Source organism: Anabaena sp. AL93, from assembly GCF_001672085.1.
GTDB classification, from domain to species: Bacteria; Cyanobacteriota; Cyanobacteriia; order Cyanobacteriales; family Nostocaceae; genus Dolichospermum; species Dolichospermum heterosporum.
In genome coordinates this window covers 1-20742 of record NZ_LJOU01000100.1, presented here as the reverse complement: position 1 = coordinate 20742, position 20742 = coordinate 1, and the positions used below count along the sequence as shown (strand labels likewise).

Annotated in this window: 16 protein-coding genes; 8 read left to right on the top strand and 8 right to left on the bottom strand. The window is 39.1% G+C overall.

Annotation, left to right across the window (positions count from 1 at the left end):
* Positions 1-207: 207 nt before the first annotated feature.
* The 7 genes from AN486_RS21930 to AN486_RS21900 form a co-directional block, all read right to left on the bottom strand.
* Positions 208-1956: an NFACT family protein gene (locus AN486_RS21930; RefSeq protein ID WP_290602543.1), complete on the bottom strand. Its 1749-nt coding sequence runs from the start codon at positions 1954-1956 to the stop codon at positions 208-210.
* A 123-nt stretch (positions 1957-2079) separates the two neighbouring features.
* On the bottom strand, positions 2080-3192 hold the full coding sequence (locus tag AN486_RS21925; RefSeq protein WP_027402956.1) for an RRXRR domain-containing protein: 1113 nt from the start codon (positions 3190-3192) through the stop codon (positions 2080-2082).
* A 290-nt stretch (positions 3193-3482) separates the two neighbouring features.
* Complete coding sequence (locus AN486_RS21920) at positions 3483-3758, bottom strand: hypothetical protein (protein WP_096671296.1); 276 nt, start codon at positions 3756-3758, stop codon at positions 3483-3485.
* Positions 3759-4333: 575 nt separating this feature from the next.
* Positions 4334-5602: a glycosyltransferase family 1 protein gene (locus tag AN486_RS21915; protein ID WP_290602540.1), complete on the bottom strand. Its 1269-nt coding sequence runs from the start codon at positions 5600-5602 to the stop codon at positions 4334-4336.
* A gap of 843 nt (positions 5603-6445) precedes the next feature.
* Positions 6446-6958, bottom strand: coding sequence for an RNA-binding protein (locus AN486_RS21910; protein ID WP_027402959.1), 513 nt, complete (start codon positions 6956-6958; stop codon positions 6446-6448).
* 606 nt (positions 6959-7564) lie between these two features.
* Positions 7565-9691, bottom strand: a complete 2127-nt coding sequence (locus tag AN486_RS21905) for a zinc metalloprotease HtpX (RefSeq protein ID WP_290602546.1) — start codon at positions 9689-9691, stop codon at positions 7565-7567.
* 241 nt (positions 9692-9932) lie between these two features.
* Positions 9933-11561, bottom strand: a complete 1629-nt coding sequence (locus AN486_RS21900; RefSeq protein ID WP_053540969.1) for a peptide chain release factor 3 — start codon at positions 11559-11561, stop codon at positions 9933-9935.
* A gap of 1622 nt (positions 11562-13183) precedes the next feature.
* Between AN486_RS21900 and AN486_RS21895 the strand changes: the two genes are divergently transcribed.
* The 5 genes from AN486_RS21895 (at position 13184) to AN486_RS21875 (ending at position 16027) form a co-directional block, all read left to right on the top strand.
* The gene (locus AN486_RS21895) at positions 13184-13840 is read left to right on the top strand and encodes a DUF1361 domain-containing protein (protein ID WP_053540968.1); all 657 of its coding nucleotides are present in this window, start codon (positions 13184-13186) and stop codon (positions 13838-13840) included.
* 402 nt (positions 13841-14242) lie between these two features.
* Positions 14243-15061 (top strand): TlyA family RNA methyltransferase, encoded by an 819-nt coding sequence (locus tag AN486_RS21890; RefSeq protein WP_053541398.1) that lies wholly within the window; start codon positions 14243-14245, stop codon positions 15059-15061.
* 63 nt (positions 15062-15124) lie between these two features.
* Entirely contained in the window at positions 15125-15361 is a 237-nt protein-coding gene (locus AN486_RS21885; RefSeq protein ID WP_053540967.1) for an XRE family transcriptional regulator, read from the top strand.
* Positions 15362-15450: 89 nt separating this feature from the next.
* On the top strand, positions 15451-15723 hold the full coding sequence (locus AN486_RS21880; RefSeq protein WP_027402966.1) for an AbrB/MazE/SpoVT family DNA-binding domain-containing protein: 273 nt from the start codon (positions 15451-15453) through the stop codon (positions 15721-15723).
* The gene (locus tag AN486_RS21875; RefSeq protein ID WP_290602534.1) at positions 15716-16027 is read left to right on the top strand and encodes a PIN domain-containing protein; all 312 of its coding nucleotides are present in this window, start codon (positions 15716-15718) and stop codon (positions 16025-16027) included. The genes AN486_RS21880 and AN486_RS21875 overlap by 8 nt, the downstream gene beginning before the upstream one ends.
* Before the next feature lie 78 nt (positions 16028-16105).
* Here AN486_RS21875 and AN486_RS21870 read toward each other — a convergent pair whose 3' ends face one another.
* Positions 16106-16309: a hypothetical protein gene (locus AN486_RS21870; RefSeq protein WP_053540965.1), complete on the bottom strand. Its 204-nt coding sequence runs from the start codon at positions 16307-16309 to the stop codon at positions 16106-16108.
* A 228-nt stretch (positions 16310-16537) separates the two neighbouring features.
* On the opposite strand from AN486_RS21870, the gene AN486_RS21865 reads away from it, so the two are divergent.
* The 3 genes from AN486_RS21865 to AN486_RS21855 form a co-directional block, all read left to right on the top strand.
* Positions 16538-16804 (top strand): hypothetical protein, encoded by a 267-nt coding sequence (locus AN486_RS21865; RefSeq protein ID WP_205748504.1) that lies wholly within the window; start codon positions 16538-16540, stop codon positions 16802-16804.
* Positions 16797-17219 carry a PIN domain-containing protein gene (locus tag AN486_RS21860; protein WP_290602533.1) on the top strand — a complete coding sequence of 141 codons (423 nt, stop codon included), beginning with the start codon at positions 16797-16799 and terminating at the stop codon, positions 17217-17219. Before AN486_RS21865 ends, AN486_RS21860 begins: the two co-directional genes overlap by 8 nt.
* A 421-nt stretch (positions 17220-17640) precedes the next feature.
* Positions 17641-20742 (top strand): hypothetical protein (locus AN486_RS21855; RefSeq protein ID WP_290602531.1); only part of this gene is annotated, 3102 nt, incomplete at its 3' end.

The following is a 20742-nucleotide window of genomic DNA, read 5'->3' as shown; positions in this document are numbered from 1 at the left end:
GTAGGGGAAGTAGGGGGGGAGAAAGAATTTTCCGGCGTTGCTGAATTGAGGTATGAAATTGAAAAATCAAAAAAATGAAACTCTTACTCTCTGCGCCTCTGCGTGTTCGCGCAGCGTGCCGTAGGCATAATAAAATCATACTCTTAATCAGCAACGCCAATTTTCCCAATGACAACTGACAACTGACAACTGACCACTGACCACTGACTAATGACAACTGACCACTGACAACTGACCACTGACCAATTGCGGTTTTCCCCAAATAATCGTTTCTTGTTTATAAACCACAAGTCCTGGTTTAGTGCCTTTGGGTTTGTAGACGTGCTTGGGTTGGGTGTAAACTACTGGTACTTGGTCACTTTGACGGGCGCGACTGAAATAACCTGCTAGATTGGCTGTAAATTGTAAATCAGCTTCTTCTGCCACTGTACCCGGTTCTAGACGCAGGAGGACATGACTCCCCGGAATTTCTTGGGCGTGAAACCACAAATCATAGTCTCCAGCAACACGGAATGTCAGTTGATCATTTTGGATGTTATTACGACCAATGAGGACTTCAAAGCCACTCGGACTGCGGTAACGATGAAAATTAGTGCCGGGGGTGTCGTTGCTGCTACGGCTGCGATATTCTAGGTCTTCTAGATATTTTTGCCCAATTAGTTCATCCCGGATTTCCTCTAAGGCTTGTAAATCTTCTGGATTTTGGTATTTGTCTATTTGCGAAATTGCGGCTTCTACTTGTTCGAGATAGTCAATTTCTGCTTGAACTGCAAATAGTAGCGGTTCAACAGCCGCACGGGCGCGTTTGAGTTTTTGGTGCTGTTTATAAAGCTTTTGGGCATTTTGGACGGCGTTTTTATCGGGCAAAAGAGCGATCGCTATTGGCTGTTCGGTTTCAAAATCTGGTAGAATTATTTCCTGCATCCCTGGTTGCCAATGGTGCAGGTTGGCCATTAATAGGTCGGCTTTTTGACGATATTCTTCAGCCTGATCTGATTGTTGCAGGCGATCGCTAAAAGTTTTCGCTTTGGTGCGTAATTTACCCAAAATATTCAACAATTTCTGACTTAATTGATGACGCAGTTGTCCAAATAACTGTTCATTCAGTTGGTCAGAATAATAACGGTAAAGCAATTCTTGGATATTTTTTGTGGGTGCAACTCCACCCCAACCCATCACCGTATATCCATTTTCTGTCCAAGCAGGTTGGAATTTACCTAAATCTAAAGCTTGTAACCATTCTTGCCAACGTTGAAATAAATTTTGCCAATCTTGGGGAGTAAGTTCATCAGTATTCGTATCTGGGATGATATTTGCCGCCAACAGCATCGTATCTAGCAAAGCCGAACTTAACCCACTATAACTTTTGAGTAACTGGCGTTTAATACCTCCGGGGACTAAACTTACCCGTTCTTGCCAGCGTTCCATAGATTCGCTTAAATTGGGGACTTTTCCCGTCAATTTCGGTGGTGTTTCGTAATTTTGTCCAGTTTGAATGGGACGAACACTAGATTGTTGCTGACTAACTTGATGGGCAGCAGTGATAATTTCATTACTAGCATCAGTTAAAATCACATTACTATATTTGCCCATCACTTCCGCATAAAGGTGATACAGGGCTGTTTCTTCAGGACGACGGGCAAATTGTAAATCAATTACCCGTTCCCAAGGGGAAATCGCTTCAATTCCTACTAAGGCCAACCCACCCAATTGGTGTTTTAACTGTTGACTAAAAGTAAAAGTATCTGGAGCGCGTGGTGGTGGTTCACTAATACAAATATGGGCGGCTTGGGGATGCCAGGAAATATCTAGCCAACCCCGTTGATTTAAGGTGCGTAAGGCAATGGCAATGGTAAAGCGATCGCGCTGATATACCTGTTCTATGCGTGCAGGCAACCAATTAGCGCGGATTTCGCCACAAGCGGCGGTTAAAGCGGTAAAATCCAGGGGTTGCAAAACAATTACCCCTTTTTCACGACAAAATTACTTTTTTCTGGATTATTTTCTTGGTTCATCTTGTTTTCTGCGAGATACCCCATCCTCAGCGCAAGCAGGATGGGGAGGGATAGCGCGTTTAATTTAATGGCTCAACGCCGTTAAATTAAACATTTTCCGAGTTGAAAACACGATTAAACCCGTGTTTGGCTGTATCAATCGGACTTTTTTAGCTGTACATTGTCCTAACCGTTTCCAGTTACAATCACTAACTGAAACTTGTTTTTCCGTGTCTCCACTAACCCAACCGAAAAATGTTTTCTGACCTTGGGTAGCTTCCACAAAATCACCTTTTCTAAATCCATGCCTTGTTGTAGTTCCACCATATTTACGTCTATTCCCACATGAAGAGAAAACCATTAAATGTAGTTGCCTACGACTAATTGGAGGACGACGTAAAATAGTAAATTGCGACCTAGTAATAGTTACATTACCTACCCAAGACGCACCATGATTTTTAATGTCGTTCCATGTTTGGTATTTCACAAATTCGGAACTTGCTAAGGTGACAGCATCAACTGCATGAGTTTCCGGGATTTGCAAAGACTTTTCCGATTTTTCTTTATGCAATCCCAAATATTTACGAAGATTTGATGTTTCCCAACCTTTTTTTAGAGTCACGTTAGCAAGTTCGGATAATCGGTTAATTTGATATCTTTGACCTACCATGACAGGACTAAAACTCTTATTTCCTCCTGCTTCTACCTCTTCAACGACAATTGTTTTTACTGGGTAAATATCACATAATAAAGTTATTGTTCTATATTCTAGGTCTTTGTTTGCTCGAATGCTTGGAGGTAGTTTTGAACCTCGGCGATTATCAAATCTTGCTTGACGATGACTACGTTGGGTATAGGGCAATTTGCGCTTAATCCTTCTACCACGTCTACTACGTCGCATCATAGCTCTTTGCTCCATTCTGTCTTTAACTGTTTTGAATGGAAGAACTAGATGCAACATTTGTAAGGTATATTTCTTGGTTTGAACCGCGATACCAGAAAACATTTTTCCTGGGTCTAAGCCAATTACTATTTCTTGAGCTTTTGTATTAGATGGTTCAGATTTTAACTGGACATAGAAAACACCTAATTTGTTGAATTTACCAATTGCTTTACCTTCTTTAATCCAACGTCTAGCGCGGCTAGGTTTTGTTGGCATTAATGGAATATTGTCTACTGAAATTACAGGTACTCGCATAAAGAGATAATCCTTGGAGTAAAGTTTAAGTCCCCTCGCCCAACTAATTCAAAATGTCTTGGCTTAACCCAACGACTGAACAAACAGTCTTGCAGATAATCCAAACTGGGGAAGTATTTGGAAGTGCGTATCAGAATTAGTCTCAGTGGGCTAGTCAAACACATAACCTTTGTTAGTTACAAGCCCCATCCCTCTTCAGGGTGGGGTTATTGACTAAATAAATATTTTTCAGTTTACGTAACACCCAGATCCCCGACTTCTCAAAGAAGTCGGGGATCTAATCTATTAAATCATCCTTGCCAGGGTGAAGGGATAGGTGTAGTGGAAATCACCTTTTCTGCCATCAACCTCACGGCAGTTTTCCCACAACTTGGGCATTCTACCTCTAAATACTGTGAAGATGATACATCTACCTCACATAATATCCCTTGTTTGCAGTGCCAACATTCACAAATTACCCTGCATACTGGTTCGTTGCAGTCAAGGATCTTGACGTGCTGAAAATTTTGGGATTCGCTGTCTGGTTTCCTGGGCTTCGGGAATTTTTTGATTTCTTGAACTTCCATCATTTCACCGTCTAACTGCAACTATGTTTAGAGCTTACAGGAATATCCGGTAAGCGTAAAGCTCAGAGGCTAAAGCCTGTGAGATATAAGCGATTCGTAGGATTTTAATCCCCGTCATCAATTCTTACTCAATTTCTATTTTCTCTTGCCATAATTTAGCATTTTATGGATAATATTACCTATACAGGAAGGGTAATCAACCTGTTTAAAAACCCGATTGCTGCCTAAACCGGTTCTATTACATTGTTCTAGCTTCCTCCTGGTAATAGGTAAAAGATTTACAGGTGCTAGGCGCTCAGAATTTTGAAGCGGATTTGCTTCAACTGAAAAAAGAACTTGCTGCAAGGCAACTAGGGTAGGGCATACCCTAAGTCGCTTGGGGAGAACCCCACCTCTGGTTTAGAGAACGCAAGGAATCTAAATTAAGTGGTTTCCGTGAACCAAGAATCTCACAGGCTTTAGCCGCTGAGAGTGTCAATTGATGCTTTCCTATCTTACAACTATGCACGGATTGTCAGTTGTCATTAGGAATAAATATTCCCCCTGCCCCTTGCCAACTGCCTTCTGCCTGTTACCTATTTACTAGCTAATGCGGGTTCTCTCACAGATTGCTGTAAAAGTTGGGTATAGAGTTCATCTAACTGACTCGCTACACCATGCCAGCTAAATTTATTGATAACACGCTGTTTAGCAGCTTTTCCTAGTTCTTGTTGCCATACAGGATTGCCAAGAATCCGATCAATAGCGTGGTTAAAAGCTGGGACATTTTGTGGCGGCACTAATAAACCAGTTTCTTCATTGACAACAGTGAATTGTAATCCACCGACATCACTAGCGACTACAGGTGTACCGCAGGCCATGGCCTCGATAGCTACTAATCCAAAGGGTTCATAGTGGCTGGGAACAACACAAACATCCGCAGCAGCAAAATAAGCTGGTAATATATGCCGACTTAGACAACCAGGAAAGGACGTGCATTCATCCATCCCTAACTCGTTGACAATGCCGACAAGGCGATCGCGTTCTTTTTCATCACTATTCCCCGGTGTACAGCCACCACCAATAATCAACTGCAATTGTTTGGATTCGTAAAACTTAGATTCCCGCATTGCCCTGATCAAGGTTTCTATGCCTTTGCGGGGGTCAAATCTACCTACATATAGCACCACTTTAGCTTCTGGATCAATTCCTAAAGTAGCTCTGGCAGCTTGTCTTTCCACTGAACCAAATTGCTGAATATCTGTACCACAGGGAATAATATCAATTTTGCCTTTTTGGGAAACAAGCGATCGCATATGTTCCTGTTCTTGGGGACTGGTGGCAACAATTCTTTCCGCTGTTTCCAATACTTGTTTTTCTACTATTAAACGTTGACTTGCCACCAGAGGAATATTTTCTATGGTGTTGTATTTGATCACCCCTAAAGAATGGTAAGTATGAACCTGTTTAGTTCCTTGTCTTTTCTTGAGTTCCATTCCTACCCAGCTAGATAGCCAATAATTAGTATGCACTAAATCATAATGAATCCCAGCTTCTTTTTGAAATTCTAGTAACTGAAAGACGAAATCTGGCAAATATTGAAAACCCTGATCTCTTGGCACAAATTCCACCGGACCTGCGGTTAACCGAATAGTCCGACAATTAGGGTTATGTTGCACTATCCTTTCTTGATCAGCACTGACCCTCCGGCTAAACATATCTACCTGCCATCCTAGCTGTGCCAGGGCTTCACCCACTTGGCGGACATAAACATTTTGTCCTCCTGCCTCTTCTCTGCCTATTTCAATCGCTGGATCACCATGAACTGAAATTAAAGCAATGTGTTTTTTAGTGGTAGCTTTCATAGATTTTTTCTGTTTCCGATTTCAACAATATGGGAGTGAATTTTCAACTTGCGCTTATTAAACTGAAATCTGTGTTTTTGCGGGGAATTTTGAATAATTAATATTTATTATATTTTAACTATTGCCCAAAGGTTGGTTAATTTTCCCCACTTTCTATATTTATATTTAATACCCTTGATAGATATTGTTGCCTATCTTTTGATATAGACAAACAAATATTATCTATCATGATATATTAGTTAATCCATGATAAAACCTATCTGAAGTAGCAACGCCACATCATAAGTTAGATATTTACAGTTGATTATTTACAAGGTTCAAGCAATCAAAATAATTTTCCTTAAAGTCAATACATCAAAATCAAATCGCCGAAAATATCACCTTAATTACCATTACTTTCAAAACCCTTGATTTAATTAAGCTAATTGTATTAGCTTATACTATTCCTACATTGTGAAAATTTTTGTTAATTTAGATACAGTTTTCCTAAAAAATCACAAATTTTGTGTAATCATACCGTCACACGATTTTAGATTGACGTTAGCGCAGCGAGTATTTTTCCGTTTTTCAGGACGAGGCTTGTACCAAATTTTTTTCATCTATAGCAACGGTCAAGGTGGTTAGGACATAAATTAATCATGAAACTCCGACCACAACAGGTTTTTACTCCTAACTCCTGACTGGGCGCGGGGCCTGCGCCCCTACCTCCTGACTCCTGCTATAAAATCTAAAATTTTTCGGTCAAACTACAAAAATCGCCAAAACAAGTAGTGCAGATAACCTGATATGGCTACCTGCACTGCTTGTTGATTAAATTCGGACTTTCGTGGCTAAACAGACAATTTAGTTGGTAGTTTGTGCTGACAGCATTTGTTTTAGCTTTTCTAAATCCGCTGCCCAACGGGGATCTGGACGAAAAGCTTCGTTATCAACGCTAGTAGCAGTCTCACGCGCACTACCACCACCGCTACCGCGCCGAGATTTCTTACTTCTATCCCGACGATTACCTTCTTTATTGCCGCTAGGACTAGGGGCGCTACTACCTTGGATAATTGGTTTGGGAACTTGTTGTTGTGGTTGTTGTTCTTCACCTTCCTCACCTTTAGTCCGTGGTAAAGCTTTTTCTAGCTTAATGGGTGTATCTTTGAACATTTGACCATTATATTTTTCAATAATTTGATCTGCTTGTTCGTCATTATTCACTGTTAAAAACCCGAAACCCCGGCATTTGCCTGTTTTCCGGTCTTTAATTAGTTTGGTGGTGACAGCATCGCCTTCTTCTGCAAATACAGCTTGCAAATCTTGACGATCTATTTCTTCTTTGGGCAAATTTCCTATATATAGGCGAATGGACATGGAACATACCTCCGAATTGGGATTAAACAGGGCAAGACAAAAACAATAAATTGGCTTTGGTTTTTGAATAGATACTATGGACTAAAACTGCCACAAACCAATTTCTGCAATCCGATATTGTAGCGTGGCGTGAGTCATGCTATCAACTTATAGAATACAGTTCTTTTGTTGGGATCAAGCTTATTCGCCACGAAAGCAATTATGCAATCGTGGGCTAATATCACTTTAATTTTAGGAATTGTTAATTTAATAGCCAACTATCCACCACAGTAAATTCATTCTTCTTAATTCTTGCCCGCAGAACAAAATACCATTCCTTAACATTATCATGGTATTTTCTACGTAGCTAGTTCAGCAGAAACTTTTCCGCCAATAGCCAATAGTATTGCTTCATCGTAACATAAAACACATTTTTAAGGCAAGGGGCAAAAGATAAGGGACTTCCAATTAAAAAAATACCCAAAAATTTCTTGTGGTGCGGGACGAATTGCCCGCTAATCATCAAGGACGGGCAGGATGCCCATCCCACAAAATTGGGCAATTTATTTTTTGGTGTTCCCTAAGAGGCAGGGGACAGGGGGAATATTTCTTCCCAATGACCAATGACTAAGACCCTGTAAGCATAATATAAGCACCCCAAGCTTGGGCAACGACTGCGACGACAGTAGACCAAGCAGGATGAGGGCTATGAATTTTTTTGCCGCTTTGGGTTTCTAGGGTTTGGAGATCAATCCAGGGAGTTGCCCCGCGTCGTAACCAACCTGTGACAGTGATTTGTCTGCCAATCAAGTCTTGAGGATTGAATGACTTTCCTAACCAGGGAATATGATGTAATTTCATTAAACCTTGGCTAGTTTGTAGGATTAGGTCTTGTGCTAAACAATTACCAATTCCGGGACGGCCTAACAGCTTACCAGTAAAACGGATTTTAGTGCTATCAATTGGTAAAATTGCTGGATCTGCTAATAAGTTGATCAAGTTTTCGTCTTTTTGAACATTTGCAGGGATAATTTCGGGAAATAAAGCATTTATTCGCATGACTGTGCCAATGCTAAAACCAATTAACATACAACCTGTAACAAAAGACCAATTATCATAAATCCATTTTAAGTTTAACAAATGTAAGGTGTATGCCGTTTGCCAAACTAACCAAATCAGACAGGCGAAGAGAAGACCAAGGGGGATTCCCAACCAAGGGGCAATTTGTAAACAGAACGTTTGGGGCTTAATGAGGATGGGTTGTGATGGGGTTGTTTGATATAATTCGGTGTCTAAATGCCAATGGCGGGCTATTTCACAAAGACGTTCGATGCGATCGCCTATTGCTGGATGACAACTGTTGATTGTTAACCATTGACGGTAGGGATGAAAATTTTCCCATTTTAAAAATGATTCAAAAGGTAGATGACCAGCGGTGCTACCCAAAACTATGCTGTGCTGGTATGCTACGGGTGAAAGCAGATTCAGGCTTTCTAACTGCCAACAGGTCTGTTCTTTTAGTCCGACATCATGGGCTACACCAATAGATATTTTCAATAGGGCGCGAATTAGTCCATTGGGATTACCGGTGATTTCTGCGGACAGGCGATCGCTATGGTAAAGTCGCAACCGAGAATTAAGTAAAGCTGTGCCTGTGAACAGACACCAAATTCCATAGTTAATGGCTGCTAAGGCTGTACCTAGCCAACGCCAAATTTTACTGTGATGTTGATTTTCCCAAACTGACACTTGCTGATATATGCCATAAAATGGCATGGTTACGAGTAACACTAGGGACATCACTGCAAAGTCCCAACGCCCAATTTGCCCCAAGGATAAAGCATAAATAGCAGCTATTTCATCATCTGCCAGTTGTTCTAATAAGCCTTGACTAACAGTTATTCTGGCTGTGCGGGGCAGGTTGCCATAACTGATGATCATGGGGGCAGCAATTGGTAGTATCCTCAGTTGGGGGGTATTCCAGTGCCGCTGTTGACAAGCCCTTTGTAATACCCTTACTGTTTCCCGACTGTAGGAGTTTAATTTTTCTTTGGGCAACTCTTCTTGACCAGAAAATCTCGTTAGCACCCAGTCGAGTAACCAAGGAGACGATACCATTAAGATTATAAATAACCCTAAAATCAAGTTACTAGAATCTCGATATAAAATCTGGATGGGTTCTAAGTATGGCAGTTGATATAGAATTTGATTAATTGAACTCAATACAAATTTCAGCACTTCTCGGCACGTCCAAAATAGTGCCATGAATGTGAAGAGGGCAAGCAGTCGGGAGGGGATAATATTAGGCTTGCGTAGGGGTTGCCAAACTTTAGCGCGTCTAGCATTTCGCCAATAAATGCTAACGGGTTGAATATTATTATTACCATCAGCCCCAACATAGGCGGTTTGTGGCTGTTGTGAGGAATTGGTTAAACCGGAAATAATTCCAGTCTTCGGTTTGCGGGATTTTTTCTGCTGGTTTTTGCGTTTATGCAGGTGTTCAAGAGCAAGTTTTGACCACTCTTGAACTTGGGGACTACTATTAGCGATCAAATTTTGGCACAGGACGATCGCTTTGGAGATTTCGCCAGTGCGGGCATAGGACATAACTAACCCCACTTGTGCCTGTAAACAAATCTTTTCTTCGGTTTGATTTTTGGCTAGTGGTTCAAGGTTAGCGATCGCTGTATAGTAATTCCCCTGCTTGAGGGCAGCTAAACCAGCCTCTAAACATGATTCAGCATAGGAAGGCATACAAACTTTGGTACTCCAATCTGTTCTCGGTGACAAATAGCACGCTCGTTGATATACCCTGATAATTAGGAACAGGGAATAGGGAACAGGGAATAGGGAACAGGGAATAGGGAACAGGGAATAGGGAACAGGGAACAGGGAACAGGGAACAGGAAATTATTGCCTCTTGCCCCTTGCCTCTTGCCTCCTGCCTCTTGCCTCTTGCCTCTTGCCTCCTGCCTCTTGCCTTTTGCCTCTTCCTCTAACCTTCTACTGATTGTTGATGGGAAAAGACGGGTGCGATCGCACTTAACTTCAATCCTGGATGATCACCTTCTAACTGTTGACAGTTCCATTCATTGCGGAATAACAACACAGGTCGTCCCATGCTATCTTTAACAGTGGTGGTATTGAATAAACGTCCTACCTGTTTTAAGGCTTCCCAACCACCCAAAACCCAACGGGCAACACTGTAGGGTAATAAATCAAGAATGGTTTCTACACCATATTCATTTTGTAAGCGGAACTGGACTACCTCAAATTGCAACTGACCAACCGCTGCTAAAATTGGCTCACGCTTGGCTTCATCAGTTGAATACATAATTTGTACAGCACCTTCTTCTCGCAATTCAGAAACACCTTTTTGAAACTGCTTAAATTTCGACGGGTTGGGGTTTCTCAAAGTAGCAAAAAGTTCCGGTGAGAAATAAGGAATTCCCTCATATTCTAGTTTTTGTCCTGTATAAATAGTATCGCCAATTGCGAAAACACCCGGATTATTTAAACCAATCACGTCCCCTGGATAAGCGACATCAATAGATTCTCTTTCTTGGGCAAATAGTTTTTGCGGACGAGATAGACGGACAACTTTACCAGTTCGAGCATGATTTACTGTCATATCTTTTTCAAACTTGCCTGTGCAAACCCGGACAAAAGCTACTCTATCGCGGTGTTTCGGGTCCATGTTGGCTTGCAGTTTGAAAATAAATCCGGTAAATTCTGGATAAGTGGGGGGAATATCGCCGACGCTGCTGCTATGTGTACCTGGTTTGAGGGCAAAGTCGAGGAAGTTTTCCAGGAATAATTCCACCCCAAAGTTGGTCATGGCGCTACCAAAAAATACTGGGGTCATTTTGCCAGCGTGTACCAGGTCTAAATCTAGTTCTGGACAAACTCCTTCTAAGAGTTCTAATTCGTCTTTTAATTGGTGGTAAAGTTCTTTTTCTAGTAAGGTTTCTAGTTGGGGATCGCCTATATCAAGAACAGTTTCCCTTGCTTCCTTACTACCATGAAAACTCCGTTCAAATAAATGAATTTGCTGTTGTTGGCGGTCAAATACGCCTTTAAAGCGATCGCCCATGCCAATAGGCCAATTCACTGCATAGGTCTGTAATCCCAGTTCTTTCTCAATTTCATCCAACAAATCTATAGGTTCTCTACCTGGACGGTCAAGTTTATTCACAAAGGTGAAAATGGGAATCCCCCGCATTTTACAGACTTCAAACAATTTCCGAGTTTGCGGTTCTAAACCTTTAGCCGCATCAATCAGCATGACCGCATTATCTGCCGCTGCCAAAGTCCGATAGGTGTCTTCACTAAAATCTTGGTGTCCAGGAGTGTCAAGTAAATTAATTTGACAGTTGCGATAGGCAAATTGTAACACCGTTGAAGTGACAGAAATTCCCCGTTGTTGTTCCATTGCCATCCAGTCAGAAGTCACTTTTCGCTGGTCTCTACGGGCTTTGACTGCTCCAGCTTCGTGGATAGCACCTCCGTATAATAATAGTTTTTCGGTTAAGGTAGTTTTACCAGCATCAGGGTGAGAAATAATCGCAAAGTTGCGACGCTGTTCCACCGCTTGACCTAGTTCTGTTTGCAGTTCAATGGACATATTGGTTATTTGTTTTTAACTTCATTAAATGTAATCTTTTTTAGGAGCAGGGAACAGGGAATAGGGAATAGGGAACAGGGAACAGGGAACAGGGAACAGATAATTGGTGAAAACTATTCTTCTTTCTTCTTCCTCCTGAACTCCTGATAGCGAAGCGCTGCTGCAAGCAGTTCGCCACCTAAGATTTCGACAATTTTGTATCAAAATTATCATCAAAGGTATTCAAAAATCCGAAATTACCGATTGTGACACTGGGGGGTGCGGAATGTGGGGTAAAAAGAAAAATTATTTGCTGTCCAACTCAGGTTACTTAACATAAATGTAGCAAATTACACTTTTTATTAAGATTATAGTATATCAGATTTCGTGTATACTGAATAAAGTAAATGGTAATACTTAATATCCATAGATATAGCAGGAATCAGGAGTCACCGAGTCAGGAGTAAAACTGGCTTTTTGTACAGATTTGAATTTAGATTTTGTACCTCCTAACTACGCAACCTGATGTATGAATAAGAAAATTAATTATGGAGATACAGTGGCTCTAGGGGAAGTATTACATACAGGCTTAATTGTTTATTAACTGCGATCGCTATTATACTAAACACGGGTGAGATTTAAACTTTTGCCAAATGACAAAGAACCCAGATGTGTAGGGGTTTAGCTCATGCTTTACCCCCACGTTTAGAATCAAACAATCAAGCCGTTTTGAGTATATTTTGTTTTGGCAGTATATACTGATTTCATAAGAGACTTCATAAGTTAATATTCGACGGAATCCAAGTGGATCAAGTTAGGGGATAAGGAAAAAATTTTGGAAAAATTACCCAACTGCACGACAATTTTAGTAGTTGATGACAATCTTGTAAATTTAAAACTTCTAAATCATACCTTAGAGGATGTTTTAAAAGTTTTTAATGTATAAACCAACCCCTCTGGTAAAACTCTCCAGTATTAAATGTTATTCCTTTTCCCTCTCCCCTTGTGAAGGGGAGGGAACTAATTTTTCCGGTTTCCCCCCTTGATAAGGGGGGTAATTTAACTTGTGTGTACACCGTAGCCTATTAGGAGAGGGTTAGGAAGAGGCTTTGAAACGGGAGCATCCCCATTTTGCAGAAATAAACTGGCGATTAGAAAGATGCCTTCGCCTTTCGTCAGGGATACACGGCTATACAAACAGAATTTACCTAAGCGCAATACTTCTCGGTCAAGCCTGAAAAGTCATTATATGGTAGGTTAGGTTGTGGAACGTAAATGTTCGCGGAGCAATGGAACGTTTACGTATCCCTGACGGGAGGCGTTAGCCATAGTGTGGCGAAGCCATAACCCAACCTACATTTCCTTAACTAACAAGTATTGCCTGTAGATCTCAATTTATGGAAAGCCCTGAAAAAATCACCATAATTCCTCTAATCAACCTTGCCACATCAAGGTTTAGTTATGATAAATCCTCAATCACCGTAAAAAATACGTAAAAGCCAAAATTTTGAAAAACAACTATTTTATGCAACTGTGATCTAAAATAGAGTCTTACACACAATGTTTTTAGAGTTATCAAAACTCCACAACTGCAAATATTGTGTCAAGAAAAAAATAACATTTATTCTATACATTTCAATTCTATGAAAGCAGAAGTGATTGAATTAATAACAACGGTTTTCCATGTTTTACGAGTTAATCTGCGGTGGATGACTTGGAATCTATTTTTGGCTTTCATCCCTTTGGCTTTAAGTGTTTGGCTATTTCGCAAAAAACGCGGAGGTTCATGGATTTGGTGGCTAGGATTTCTGAGTTTCTATGCTTTTTTACCAAATGCGCCTTATTTATTAACTGATGTTATTCATTTAATAGATGATATCCGGCGAGTTCAGTCAGTATGGATGATTACATTAGTGTTAATGCCTGTGTATTTTGTGGTCATTTTTGGCGGATTTGAGGCTTATGTCATATCTTTGATAAATTTAGGTTACTATTTACACCGAACGGGTAAAAGCAAATGGATTTTTTCTGTTGAATTAATGACTCATGCTCTTTCTGCTGTTGGTATTTATTGGGGAAGATTTTTACGGTTTAACAGTTGGGACTTTATTACTCAACCAGATGCAATAATCACGAAAGGTGTAGAGGAAATACTTGGTAAACAGCCGTTGGTAATTATTACGATTACTTTTGTAATTCTTTGGGTTTTGTATTGGTTTATGAAACGAATTACTTTGGGTTTTGTTAACAATGGTGCTACTTCACAACTAAAGGATCATCATATTCACAATATTAACTAATGACATAAGTAGGTGAACACAATAAAACCCAGAAGTGTAAAGAAAAGTAAAATCGCCCAAACCCTCTTCACTCTTGCCTCTTGCCTTGCCATAACGACGATTTTCAATGCTAACCTACTTACAGCAGAATTCAGGAGTCAGGAGTGAAATTGGTTTGCTGTTCCAATACTTGTCAGTTAAGCTCAAAAAATAGAATTACGTAGGTTGGGTTGAGGAACGAAACCCAACATTTACCAGTATTTGTTGGGTTGCTGTCCGACTTTGGATTTAGATTCTGTAACTTATTAATCTACTGTAAATTTAATATCCCTGATTTCTTAAAGAAGTTGGGGATATCAACAAAAAAATTCCTATTTAGATTTAAAATAGAAAAGCAAATATAAAAAACTATAAAAAGTGAACTTGGTGAAACAGCGATTAGATACATTATTAGTAGATTTGGGATTATGTCCCTCCCGTCAGCAAGCACAACGGCTAATTCAAGCTGGAGAAGTGACTGTAAATCAACAAATGGTTGATAAAGTCGGGACTGAAGTTGATATTACCGCAGAAATTCAAGTTAAAGAACGTCCTCCTTTTGTTTCTCGTGGTGGTGAAAAACTGGTCAAAGCTTTAGAATGTTTTGGAATTTCTGTAACTGACAGAATTTGTTTAGACGGGGGAATTTCTACAGGTGGATTTACAGATTGTTTATTACAAGCCGGCGCAAAACAAGTTTATGGTGTAGATGTTGGTTATGGACAAGTGGATTGGAAAATTAGAACTGATGAACGAGTAATTTTAAAAGAACGGACGAATTTACGCCAACTACAACCAGCAGAATTATATGCTGAAAATGCCATATTTCCTGATTTGATAGTTGTGGATGTTTCCTTTATTTCTTTAACTAAAATTTTGCCGGCGGTATGGCAATTAACACAAGCCCCCAGAGAGGCTGTATTGCTGGTAAAACCACAATTTGAGGTTGGCAAGTCTCGCATCGGCAAAAAAGGCGTTGTCCGCGATTCTGATGATCAAGCTGAGGCAATTTTTAATGTGATGAAAGGGGCGTTAGAGTTAGGATGGAAATATAAAGGTTTAACTTGGTCGCCAATCACAGGACCTGCGGGAAATATTGAATATCTTTTATGGTTGGGAATGGAAAGGGAAATCATACCCCCAACATTAGCAGCAATTCAAGAAATTACTAAACAAGTCATGCAGGAGTTTGGGAAAAAATGATGAATAATCAAGATTTTAGTTGGTGTTTTGGGTTGGCACTTACTTCGCCTCTAATCTTGTCAAATAGCATTATGTGAATTACGCCAATCTTTAAAAATATCTCAAGCTCAATTAGCTGAGAAGTTGCAAATTAAACAACCTGCTATTTCTAGATTAGAAAATCGCACTGATATGTATGTTAGTCATCTGCGAGAAGTTATTGAAGCTATGGGAGGAGAATTGAAAATAACGACAAAATTCCCTGATGTTGAAGTAACAATTACTAATTTTGAAAATTTGGCAATGGATATTGATGAGTAGGAGTTGAAGATAGGGAAAAAATTGAGATTTTTTAATTTTTAGAGTTTTGCTAAAATGTAAATGGCTATAAACCAAGGAAATATTCAGCTATGACACTTGCTAATTTATCAATTCCTCAACAATATACACTTGATATTGAACCAGAAGGACGTTTAACTTTACCCCAAGAAATCCAAGAAATACTTAATTTAGAATCTGGAGACAGATTAATTTTAACTCTTGAAGATAATGGCAAAATCCAATTAGTCAGCCTCAAACAACAAGTTAAAAAATTAAGAGGTTTATTAAAAGATAAATCACCTGATAGAAATTTGGTAAATGAACTTATTACCGAACGCAGACAGGAGTATTTAAGTGAATAAATCTGTGTTAGATGCTTCTGCATTTTTAGCTTATCTTAGAGATGAACCAGGAGCAGAAATTGTAGAAAATGCGTTGATTGATGGGTGCTATATCAGTATTATTAATTGGGTAGAGGTATTGTCAAAAGTTGTTGATTTAGGAGAATCACCAGAGGAAATTATTAAACGATTGAGAGATGAAGGATTATTAGAAAATAGTCTAGAAATTATTGCTTGCAATGAGCAAGATGCTATAACTATAGCTAAATTTCGACCTTTAACCAAAATTATCATTAGGAGATCGTGCTTGTCTTGCTTTAGGTAAACGCTTGAATTTACCTGTATTAACAGCAGATAAAGTCTGGACTAGTTTATCTCTGGGAATTACAATTAATTTGATTCGTTAAAGTTCAAACTCATTTATACTTTCGGTAAATTTCGCTAACGCTTCTGCTGCTAATGCTTCGAACTTACTATCTGCAATATCACGTTCTATCTGCTCATCCCAAAGTTCATAATCTAGGTTTAAAAACCATTGTCTCAGTTTCTCAAAATCATGAGATGGAAGTGAGAGAATTGCAGTTTCAATTTGTTCAAGCTGTGACATAAATAGTTTTACCTCTTTATTCTTGAGAAAATTATAGCTTTATTTTGTCCTAGAGTTTAATCCTTGATCTCAGTGTATTTATTTTACTATACTATTAATAATTCTATTTGCACATTTATGACAACTACTAAATTTCCTGAGTATCATTGTATGATTATCCCACCCCCCAATTCCCAAAGAGCGATACATTTGCTAAAATTGCAATCATCATAACACCAATTAATCACTATGTACTCCACCAATCCACACCAAGAACTCTTACAAGCGATCTCCAACCTTAGCGATCAACAAATCCCACTTGTCTTGCAATTTATCTCATCCCTAGAAACACCTGTTAACAATTATCCAACTTCAGCTAAAACAGTTTTAGAACGAATGGGTGGTTATCCCAAATTTTTACTAGAAGGATCAGGAGATTTTTCAGATAGAGATGTACGCAAAAAAGCGATCGCTGACAGAATTCAGGCAAAACATCAGACAAGAACTCATGAATAATTATCCCCTGAGTTTAATTGATACTGGAATTCTTGTTGCCTTCTATGACCGTAAAGACAAGTATCACCAACAAGTTGTTAACTTTTTTAGCACCTGTACCAGTCAACTCATCACAACAATTGCCTGTGTTACAGAAGTGATGTGGTTACTTGCCCCAAATACAAAAGTGCAGAACGAATTCTTATCTGCCTTATCAATAAGAGTTTTCTTATGCGAACATTTACTACCATCAGACTATCAAAGAATCCAAGAACTTAACACAATTTATCAAGATTTACCCGCAGATTTTACCGATTTATCGCTTATTGCCATTTCCGAAAGATTAAACATTTCTGCTATTGCCACTCTAGATAAAGACTTTAATATTTATCGCCGCTATCGCAAGCAACCATTTAATCGCATATTTTTACCTTAATTAGACGAGCAAAATTAAACTTGTATTGCTTTGAGATAAAGGAGATAAAGGGCGATAGGGCGATCGCTGACTTGTCAATTCATTTTTTGATTTGTGATAACGGAGTGCGCCACTTCCAGTTATTTTACCTCTACTATACCGAAATTCTCTCAACCAAAACTTGTTGCATAATTTGCTGCTTCAACGAATCTGCCGCAACTGAAGCAATCAGTTCAGAAATAAATCCATCGGGTTTGCTAATTCTTGGTTAGAGGTGAACAAAATATAATTAGATTCTTGCTGACTCATTACTTACCCTCACTGCTTTTGTTATAAGAACGCCATACACCGTACTCAAAATAAACCGTGATTTTTTAGCAGCTTGACAGATAAATGTGTTTGATGGTATAAAAAGTAAAAATCTTTATACCAAGTTTTGTTTATGCTTGATAAAATTATTGACGCATTAATTGGGGAAACAGTACATGAATTCTTGGATGAATTAAAGTATAGTGAAATACGATTACAATTGTTAAATAAATTTGGTTTAAAACCAGATACACCACCAAATGATTTTGAGGGAGTTTATGTTTATACTTTAATTGAGTATGGAGTCGGGAAACCAAAAATTATTTTACAGTTATTTAAAGAAAAAGAAATTAAAGAAGAGTTTCAGAAAGCATTTACTCAAAATAAAAGTTTTAATATTCAAACATTAGATGGTTTTATTCAAAGTTCTGATATTGGCGATAAAATCACAGAGCAAAATATTGATTATCGTCGAGAATTGGCTGAATTTGCCCGGTTATTTGTGGAAATTGCCAAACGAGCTAGAACAGCAACGGAAATTTTACAAGACCATAAATTAGAGAGTTTACAAAATAGTTTAACTCAAGTTCGGGAACAAATTAACCAACTTAGTTTACCGGAAATTCAAAAACAAATTGCCCAATTAGCACAAAGTCAACAGCAATTATTACCACCTGCGGAAATTGTCAGAGAAACGGAATTAGCTAAACAATTAAAAAAATGGTTTGAAACACTGGGTTATAAATTTGAAAATTACGAAGTCTTAGAAAAAGAATATTTTGAATGGATTATTAATATTCCCCATCCACTAGGAGGATATTACCGCATTTTAATTCACGGAGTAGAAGCAGAAGCAGGAATTAATGATATTAATGCAGTTAAAACAATCGTAGAAACTCAAAAAGTTGATCAAGGTTGGATTGTTGCACCGCGTCGAGTTAGTAAAGCAGCTAGAGAGACAGTTGAAAAATCAGAAAAAAAACAGATTTTTTGTTATACCTTTGATGAATTAATCGAAAAAAATGCTGATTTTAATGGTTATTTTAATTGGTTAGAAACAGAAGTTAAAAGCCGAGGAATTGATAAATATTATGTTCCCTTGGCTTGTACTAAAGAAGAAATTGATTTAGTAACTAAACGTCATATTGGCGTTAGTCATTATGGTAAAGAAGACGATTGGATTGAGGGTTATATTAATCAATGGTTAGATGACCCAGTTAAAGAACATTTATCGGTTTTAGGGGAATTCGGTACAGGTAAAACTTGGGTTGCTTTCCATTATGCTTGGTTGGCTTTACAGGAATATTTAAAAGCAAAAAAGAAAGGTACTCAAAGACCGCGTATTCCTTTAGTGATTCCTTTAAGAGATTATGCTAAAGCCGTGAGTATTGAATCTCTATTTTCTGAGTTCTTTTTTCGTAAACATCAAATCGGTTTACCTGGATATTCTGCCTTTGAACAACTTAACCGCATGGGGAAATTATTATTAATTTTTGATGGCTTTGACGAAATGGCCGCACGGGTAGACCGTCAAGCAATGATTAATAATTTCTGGGAATTAGCAAAAGTTGTGGGAACACCAGGAACAAAAGCAATTTTAACCTGTCGGACAGAACATTTCCCCGAAGCATTAGAAGGACGCAGCATATTAAATGCAGAATTAAAAGCATCTACTTCTAATCTCACAGGAGAATCACCCCAATTTGAAGTTTTAGAATTAGAAAAATTTGATGATCAACAAATCAAACAGGTACTTAATTTTAAAGCCAAACCAGAAACCGTTGATATTATCATTAATAATGAAAAATTATTAGATTTGGCACGTCGTCCGGTAATGATTGATTTGATTATGGAAGCATTACCGGATATTGAAGCTGGTAAACCTGTGGATATTTCCCGTGTTTATCTTTATGCGGTGCGTCAGAAAATGGCACAGGATATTAAAGCTGACCGCACTTTTACCTCAATGGCAGATAAATTATATTTCCTGTGTGAATTATCCTGGGAAATGCTGTCAAATGATAAAATGAGTTTAAATTATAAAGAATTTCCTGATTTGATTCGTAGTTATTTTAGTGAAACGGTACAGGAACAAAAAGATTTAGATCATTGGCATTATGACATGATGGGGCAAACCATGTTAATTAGAAATGCTGATGGTGATTATTATCCTGCTCATCGTTCATTATTAGAATTTTTTGTATCCTATAAATTGGGACGAGAATTAGGGATTTTAGCAGCAGATTTTCAGGAAGTTGCGGAGGTTCTTCCCTACGACCAAGGAAAAATAGATTTCAGTCAAACTTTTGGGAAAACTCTCTTAGCCAAAGCCGTCTTAGATTTAATGTTTCCCATGTTGTCAACAACAGCAAATCAACGGTTATTAGCAGAAGTCAAAGCGACTAAAGGTAAAACCGAAGCAGAAGCAGGTTATTGTGGCAGTAATGCGGTACAGTTGCTACTCAAAGGGAGTCGGTTGGCTTTAGAAAAACAGGATTTGAGTGAGACAGTTATACCTGATGTAAATTTTGGTTTGGCTAGTTTGTCTAATGTCAACCTGACGGGAGCAAATTTAACAGATGCTTTTTTTGCTAAGGCATTAGGATCAGTTTATTCCCTTGCTTATAGTCCAGATGGGAAATACCTGGCTACAGGAGACAGTCATGGTAGAGTTCAAATTTGGAATGCTGTAACAGGACGGGAAATATTGGCACTTTTAGGTCATAGCGATTGGGTTTACTCAGTAGCCTGGAGTGGAGATGGTCTGACCTTGGCTAGTGGTAGTCGTGATCATACGGTGAAACTGTGGAATGTCCAGTCTGGGGACTGTGTGCGAACCCTAGAGGGTCATAGCCGTTCGGTTACGTCAGTAGCCTGGAGTGGAGATAGTCTGACCTTGGCTAGTGGTAGTTCTGATAACACCGTGAAACTGTGGGATGTCCAGTCTGGGGACTGTGTGCGAACCCTAGAGGGTCATAGCAATTGCGTTAACTCAGTAGCCTGGAGTAGTCAGACCTTGGCTAGTGGTAGTTCTGATAACACCGTGAAACTGTGGAATGTCCAGTCTGGGGACTGTGTGCGAACCCTAGAGGGTCATAGCCGTTCGGTTACGTCAGTAGCCTGGAGTGGAGATAGTCTGACCTTGGCTAGTGGTAGTCTTGATAACACCGTGAAACTGTGGAATGTCCAGTCTGGGGACTGTGTGCGAACCCTAGAGGGTCATAGCAATTGGGTT